This is a genomic window from Ferrovibrio sp. (assembly GCF_002796975.1).
Taxonomy (GTDB): domain Bacteria; phylum Pseudomonadota; class Alphaproteobacteria; order Ferrovibrionales; family Ferrovibrionaceae; genus Ferrovibrio.
In genome coordinates, this window is the sequence record NZ_PEKV01000009.1 from 52,879 (window position 1) to 59,728 (window position 6,850).

Annotated in this window: 6 protein-coding genes; 4 read left to right on the top strand and 2 right to left on the bottom strand. The window is 63.7% G+C overall.

Annotated elements, in window-relative coordinates:
* The first annotated feature begins 416 nt into the window (after positions 1-416).
* From CTR53_RS10935 to CTR53_RS10950, 4 genes are read left to right on the top strand one after another with little or no spacing between them, the layout of a single operon-like run.
* Positions 417-1,265 (top strand): outer membrane protein assembly factor BamD, encoded by an 849-nt coding sequence (locus CTR53_RS10935; RefSeq protein WP_290812826.1) that lies wholly within the window; start codon positions 417-419, stop codon positions 1,263-1,265.
* 19 nt (positions 1,266-1,284) lie between these two features.
* Positions 1,285-2,970 carry a DNA repair protein RecN gene (gene recN / locus CTR53_RS10940; protein ID WP_290812829.1) on the top strand — a complete coding sequence of 562 codons (1,686 nt, stop codon included), beginning with the start codon at positions 1,285-1,287 and terminating at the stop codon, positions 2,968-2,970.
* A 4-nt stretch (positions 2,971-2,974) separates the two neighbouring features.
* Positions 2,975-5,080 carry an NAD-dependent DNA ligase LigA gene (ligA, locus tag CTR53_RS10945; RefSeq protein WP_290812830.1) on the top strand — a complete coding sequence of 702 codons (2,106 nt, stop codon included), beginning with the start codon at positions 2,975-2,977 and terminating at the stop codon, positions 5,078-5,080.
* 4 nt (positions 5,081-5,084) lie between these two features.
* Positions 5,085-5,777: a 3'-5' exonuclease gene (locus CTR53_RS10950; protein ID WP_290812833.1), complete on the top strand. Its 693-nt coding sequence runs from the start codon at positions 5,085-5,087 to the stop codon at positions 5,775-5,777.
* Between the two features lie 7 nt (positions 5,778-5,784).
* On the opposite strand, the gene CTR53_RS10955 is transcribed toward CTR53_RS10950, so the two are convergent.
* The gene (locus CTR53_RS10955; RefSeq protein ID WP_290812836.1) at positions 5,785-6,483 is read right to left on the bottom strand and encodes a ribonuclease activity regulator RraA; all 699 of its coding nucleotides are present in this window, start codon (positions 6,481-6,483) and stop codon (positions 5,785-5,787) included.
* A 25-nt stretch (positions 6,484-6,508) separates the two neighbouring features.
* Positions 6,509-6,850, bottom strand: a 342-nt coding sequence (locus CTR53_RS10960; RefSeq protein WP_290812839.1) for a M24 family metallopeptidase C-terminal domain-containing protein, incomplete at its 5' end; no start/stop codon positions are given.

Genomic DNA, 6,850 nt, shown 5'->3' on the forward strand with positions numbered 1-6,850 from the left:
TCTATATCTATGCCCGGGGGCCAGATCAACCGACTGTTACACAACTGTCGATCCGCCGCCGGCTGGCCGATATTTCGTACTTTTCTGACCGCTTATACCGCCGCTGGCTACTCGCGGGGCGGGATTGAACCCAAGCGGAAACCGTACAAAACCGGGTACCGATACAGGTAATAGGCGAATTCGGCCCCGGAGAAAATCGTTCAGAAGTATAAGCCGCAACCGCAGGTAAAAAGCACAGCAATTATGGATAGATAGCGGAATTACCCCCAGATCGCCGTTCAAAAGGCGTAGTCCGCCCGGTCAAGGATAGCCTGTTCAGGCTATTTCGATCGGGGCAGAGGGAGCGGGAGGGGCGCCTGCCGGCACTCGATTTTCCCAATCGTCTTAAGGCCCAATCTTGATTTTGAGGGGGGGGCATGTCACAGAATCTGGCCATGCCTGTGCTCACCAAACTGGATTCGTCGCGGCTGGTTCCGACCGCGCGACGCCTCGTCTCCGCCCTGCTCCTGCTGCTGGCTGTTGCGGCCTGTGGCGGCAAGGAAAAGCCGTATGTCGAGCGGCCGGTCGAAGAACTGTACAACCAGGCGATGGACGCGCTGGCGGTCAGCGAATGGGAAGCGGCGGCCAAGGGCTTCGATGAAGTCGAGCGTCAGCATCCCTATTCGGTCTGGGCCAACAAGGCCCAGCTGATGGCAGCCTATTCCTATTATCAGAAGAATATGTACACCGATGCCATCTCGGCAGCGGAGCGCTTCATCCAGCTGCATCCCGGCAGCAAGGAAACGCCTTACGCCTATTATCTGGTGGCAGTCTGCTATTACGAACAGATTACCGATGTCGGTCGCGACCAGAAGACCACCCAGCAGGCGCTCAGCTCGCTGGAAGAAGTGGTGCGCCGCTATCCGACCAGCGAATACGCCCGCGATGCGCGGCTGAAGATCGACCTCACCCGCGACCATCTCGCCGGCAAGGAGATGACCATCGGTCGCTACTATCTGCGCAAGAACCAGCAGATCGCGGCGATCAATCGCTTCAAGTCGGTGATCGAGAAATACCAGACCACGACGCATGTGCCTGAAGCGCTGCATCGCCTGGCCGAGGCTTATATGAGTCTCGGTGTGCTGGAAGAAGCGCAGAATGTTGCCGCCGTGCTCGGCTACAACTATCCGGGCAGCGAATGGTATGTCGACACCTATACGCTGGTGAGCGGCCAGGAGGTTCCGACCGCCTCGTCGGAAAAGAAATCCTGGTGGAACATCTTCTGACGCAGCCGGCAGCCCATTCATGCTGACCAGCCTGGGCGTTCGCGACATTGTCCTGATCGAAAAGCTCGACCTTGTCTGTGCGGCCGGCCTCGGTGTGCTGACGGGCGAGACCGGTGCCGGCAAGTCGATCCTGCTGGATGCACTGGGGCTTGCGCTCGGTCGCCGTGCCGATGCCGGGCTGGTTCGGCAAGGCGCCGCACAGGGCGTGGTGACCGCCGCATTCGACCTGCCGGCGAAGCATCCGGCGCATGCTTTGCTGGAAGAACATGGGCTGGAAGGCGGTGACGAACTGGTGCTGCGTCGCGTGGTGGGGCAGGACGGCAAGAGCCGTGCCTTCGTCAACGACCAGGCGGTCAGCGTCACGCTGCTGCGCAGGCTCGGCGACACGCTGGTCGAGATCCACGGCCAGAATGACGAGCAGGGCCTGACGGACGCCACGGTGCATCGTGCCTTGCTCGACGATTATGCCGGGCTGGAGAAGGATGTTGCCGGCCTCCGCGATGCCTATCAGACCTGGCGCGAGGCCGAGAGCAAGCTGAGCGAGGCGACGCAGTCGGCCGAACAGGCGCGGCGCGAGGAAGATTTCCTGCGCCATGTCGTCGGCGAACTCGAAAGCCTCAAGCCGCAGCCCGGCGAGGAGCAGGAACTGGCCGCACAGCGCAGCCTGCTGCAGTCGGGCGAGAAACTCGCCACCGCGATGCAGGAAGCACAGAGCGCACTTGAACAGGGCGGCGGCGTCGATGCGCGACTGCGTGCCTGCCTGCGCGCGCTCGAACGCGTGGCAGATAAGGCCGCTGGCAAGCTGGATGCCGTGGTGGCGCAGGCCGATGCCGTGCTGGTGCAGGCTGGCGAACTGGCCGCATTGCTGGATCAGACTGCGCGCGACCTCGATCTCGATCCGCAGAAGCTGGAAAAGGCGGAGGAGCGGCTGTTTGCCCTGCGCGCCGCCGCTCGCAAGCATAACGTGCCGGTCGATCAACTGGCTGCACTGGCCGAAAGCTATGCCGAGAAGCTCAACCTGATCGACAATACCGCCGCCTCGCTGGGCAAGCTTGCGAAAGCTGCGGCTGTGGCGAAGGCGGCGTATCAGGGCAAGGCCGAGGCGATCTCGGTGACGCGTCGCAAGGCAGCCACCGAACTCGACAAGGCCGTGGCGGCCGAACTCGGCCCGCTGAAGCTGGGTGCTGCGAAATTCTCGACCTCGGTCGACTCGTTGCCGCCCGACCAGTGGAGCGCCGAAGGCGCCGACCGCGTGCAGTTCCTCGCCAGCACCAATCCGGGCACCGCACCGGGGTCGTTGGCTAAGATCGCCTCGGGTGGCGAACTCAGCCGTTTCATGCTGGCGCTGCGTGTCGTGCTGGCCGGGCGCGGCGCGGCCGGCACACTGATCTTCGACGAAGTGGATCGCGGTGTCGGTGGTGCGACGGCCGCCGCTGTCGGCCAGCGACTCGCCCGGCTGGCGGAACGCGTGCAGGTGCTGGTCGTTACCCATTCGCCGCAGGTGGCGGCCAAGGGCGGCCAGCACTGGCGTATTGCCAAGCGCGAGGCGGGTTCGGCCAAGAACCGCACCACGCTGACCGAAGTCTCGCCGCTCAGCAGTGCCGGCGACCGCCGCGAGGAAATTGCCCGCATGCTGGCTGGCGCAACCATTACAGACGCCGCGCGCGCCGCTGCCGACAGCCTGCTCGCGGGCCAAGAGGCTTGAGATTATGAGTCGTCAGCGTGCGAAACCGGTGGCCGAGTTAAGCCCCCGCCAGGCAAAGCTGGAACACGGGCGGCTGGAAGAAGAGATCGCCGCGCATGACAAGCGCTATCATCAGCAGGACGCGCCGACGATTACGGATGCCGAATATGACGCGCTGAAAAAGCGCCTGTTCGAACTCGAAGCGACATACCCTGAACTGAAGACCATGCTGGGCGCGTCCAGTCGCGTCGGCGCGGCGCCGGCGGCCGGCTTCGCCAAGGTGAAGCACAGCAAACCGATGCTGTCGCTCGACAATGCCTTCGCCGAGGAGGATGTCGCCGATTTCCTTGGCCGCATCCGCCGCTTCCTCAACCTGAAGGACGGCGACGATCTCACTCTGGTGGCCGAACCGAAGATCGACGGGCTTTCTGCTTCGCTGCGTTATGAGAATGGCGAACTGGTGCGCGCCGCCACGCGCGGCGACGGGCAGGAAGGCGAGGATGTCACTGCCAATATCCGTACGCTGAAGCAGGATGTACCGCATAAGCTGAGCGGCAAGGGCTGGCCCGAGGTTTTGGAAATCCGCGGCGAGGTCTATATGACGCGTGCCGATTTCCTGAAACTGAACGAGGCGCAGGAGGCCGCCGGGCAGAAGATCTTCGCCAATCCGCGCAATGCCGCGGCCGGCAGCCTGCGCCAGCTTGATTCTTCGATTACGGAGAAACGCCCGCTGCGCTTCTTCGGCTACAACTGGGGCGAGGTCTCTGAGCCTTTCACGGGCAAGCTCAGCGACGTGCGCAGGAAACTCGGCAGCTGGGGCTTCACGCTCAATCCCCATGTCGAACTCTGCCACAGCGTCGACGACCTGATGGCCTATTATAACGATATCGCCTCACGCCGCGCCAAGCTGGCTTTCGATATCGACGGCGTGGTCTACAAGGTCGATCGGCTCGACTGGCAGGAGCGGCTGGGCTTTGTCAGCCGCAGTCCGCGCTGGGCGGTGGCGCATAAATTCCCCGCCGAACAGGCGCAGACCCTGCTGGAGAATATCGACATCCAGGTCGGCCGCACCGGCACGTTGACGCCGGTCGCCAAGCTGAAGCCCGTCAATGTCGGCGGCGTGCTGGTGTCGAATGCCACGCTGCATAACGAGGATGAGATCAAGCGCAAGGATGTACGCATCGGCGACACCGTGATCATCCAGCGTGCCGGCGACGTGATCCCACAGGTGGTCAGTGTCGTCTTGGATAAGCGGCCCAAGGGTGCCGTGGAATATGCCTTTCCCACCAAATGTCCGGTCTGCGGGCAGCCGGCCGAGCGCGAGGTCGATGCCTCGGGTGCCGAAGACGTGCGACGGCGCTGCACCGGCGGTGTGTCCTGCCCGGCCCAGGCCATGGAAGGCCTGCGCCATTTCGTTTCGCGCAATGCCTTCGACATCGAAGGCATTGGCGAGAAGCAGATCGCGGCCTTCTACGAATGGGGCTGGATCAAGGAGCCGTCCGACATATTTAAACTACCGAAGCAACACTCGGCCGACCTGCGCAAGAAGGAAGGCTACGGAGACACTTCGGTGGACAACCTGATCCGCTCGATCGACCAGCGCCGTACCATCGGCTTCGACCGTTTCCTGTTTGCGCTCGGCATCCGCCATGTGGGGCAGGAGCGCGCCCGTCTGGTGGCGATGCATTACGAGACGCCGGAACGCTGGCTCGCCGCGATAGACGAAGCGGAGGCCCGCCATGGTGAGGCCTGGGGCGATCTCAACAGCATCGACAAGATGGGCGATGTGGTGGCCGAGGCCATCGTCGGTTTCGCCACGCGTAAACAAAGCCGCGCAGTGATCGACCATCTGCTGAAGGAACTGACCGAAGTCGTGCCGCCGGAAAAGCCCACCACGGATTCTCCGGTCGCCGGCAAAACCGTGGTGTTCACCGGCAGTCTGGAGAAATTCACCCGCGACGAGGCGAAAGCCCGGGCACTCAGCCTCGGCGCCAAGGTGGCGGGCTCGGTGTCTAAAAAGACCGACTATCTCGTGGCCGGGCCAGGTGCGGGCTCGAAACTGGCCGAAGCGCAGAAGCACGGCGTGCTGGTGCTCAGCGAAGACGATTGGCTCAAGCTGATCGGCGGATAAGCCGATGCATGAACAGATTCAGCTGCCGTCGCTTGCCGAGACACTCGGCGCCACGGCGATTGCGCTGGATTTCGAAACCGCCAGCGGCACGCCGGGCAGCATCTGCGCCATCGGCCTCGCCTGGATCAAAGACGGGCAGGTCAGCCATGTGGCGCACCGCCTGGTGCGGCCGCATGACATGCGGTTCCTGCCGAGTTTCATCGGCATCCATGGCATCTATCCCTATCATGTCGAGCATGAGCCGGAATTCCCGGCGATCTGGGACGAGCTGCTGCCACATCTGGAAGCCGTGCCGCTGCTGCTGGCGCATAACGCGCCTTTCGATATCGGCGTGCTGCGCGCCGCGCTCAGGCATTACGGCCAGCCCTGGCCGACGCTCAGCTATCTCTGCACCGTGAAGATCGCACGCGCCGCCTGGCCGGATCTCGCGACCGGGCATGGCCTCAGCAGCGTGGCGGCGCATCTTGGTCTTGAACTGCGCCACCATGCCGCCGACAGCGATGCGGCGGCCTGCGCCGGCATCGCCCTGCGCGCCGCCACCGAGGCCGGCGTGACCGATATCATGGAGGCGCTGCCGCGCTGGAGCATCAAGGCCGGACGGCTGGAACCGGACTATCACGAAGGCTGCACGACCCTGCGCGATCGCGCAGGCGCACGCAGCCGGGCCCGCATTCCGCGCTGGCTGCGACAGATCTGAGGCGCGGCTACTTCTTTATCTCTTTCTCGTAACGCGCCTTGGTCTCGGCATTGGGCGGATAGAGGCCCGGCAACGGAATGCCTTTGTCGACCTCGCCCATGATCCAGGTTTCCAGCCGTTCCTGTTCGACGGACTCTTTCGTGACCTCTTCGACCAGCGCCTGCGGGATCAGCACGGCACCGTCGGCATCCAGCACGATCACGTCGCCGGGATAGACTGCCACGCCGCCGCAGCCGATCGGTTCCTGCCAGTTCACGAATGTCAGCCCGGCCACGCTCGGTGGTGCCGCGGCGCCGTCGCACCACACGGGAAGATTGGTGCCAATCACGCCGGCCACGTCGCGCACCACGCCATCAGTAACCAATGCCGCCACACCCTTTTTCTGCATGCGCGCGCAAAGGATGTCGCCGAAGATACCCGCATCCTTGATGCCCATGGCATCGACCACGGCGATGCAGCCTTCCGGCATGTCCTCGATGGCGCCGCGCGTGCTGCGCGGCGAGGCCCAGCTGGCCGGCGTGGCGAGATCTTCGCGGGCCGGCACGAAACGCAGCGTGAAGGCTTCGCCGACAATCCGCTTGGCCTGGGGCGTCAGCGGCTTCGAACCGCGGATCCAGACATTGCGCAGGCCTTTCTTGAGCAGGACGGTGGTGAGCGTGGCGGTGGTCACCAGTTCCAGCGCGGCCTTGATGCGTGCGTCGAGCATACTCGTTTCTCTCCCGATGTTTTGATTAAGCAGCTAGGGGCGTGGTTGCCTGTTTCAGCCAGCCGCGCGTTGCATCATCCACATGCCCGGCGACATCCTGCCAGACCTGCGCGTGATAGGCATCGACCCAGGCGATTTCCTCGGTCGTCAGCAGCGACAGTTCGATCAGCCGGCGATCATAGGGCGCACGCGTGATGGTCTCGAAGCCGAGCCAGCGTTTGCCATTCTCGGCTTTCTCGGTCTCGACGCGCACCACCACCAGATTCTCGATGCGGATGCCATAGCCGCCGGTCTTGTAGTAGCCCGGTTCGTTGGAAACGATCATGCCGGGTTTCAACGGCACCGGACTGCCGGCCTTGGCGATGCG

Bases quoted from the DNA above. Each gene is read 5' to 3' on its own strand.
- ligA (WP_290812830.1), top strand. From the start codon at position 2,975: ATGAGTCGTCAGCGTGCGAAACCGGTGGCCGAGTTAAGCCCCCGCCAG.
- CTR53_RS10955 (WP_290812836.1), bottom strand. From the start codon at position 6,483: ATGCTCGACGCACGCATCAAGGCCGCGCTGGAACTGGTGACCACCGCC.
- CTR53_RS10935 (WP_290812826.1), top strand. From the start codon at position 417: ATGTCACAGAATCTGGCCATGCCTGTGCTCACCAAACTGGATTCGTCG.
- recN (WP_290812829.1), top strand. From the start codon at position 1,285: ATGCTGACCAGCCTGGGCGTTCGCGACATTGTCCTGATCGAAAAGCTC.
- CTR53_RS10950 (WP_290812833.1), top strand. From the start codon at position 5,085: ATGCATGAACAGATTCAGCTGCCGTCGCTTGCCGAGACACTCGGCGCC.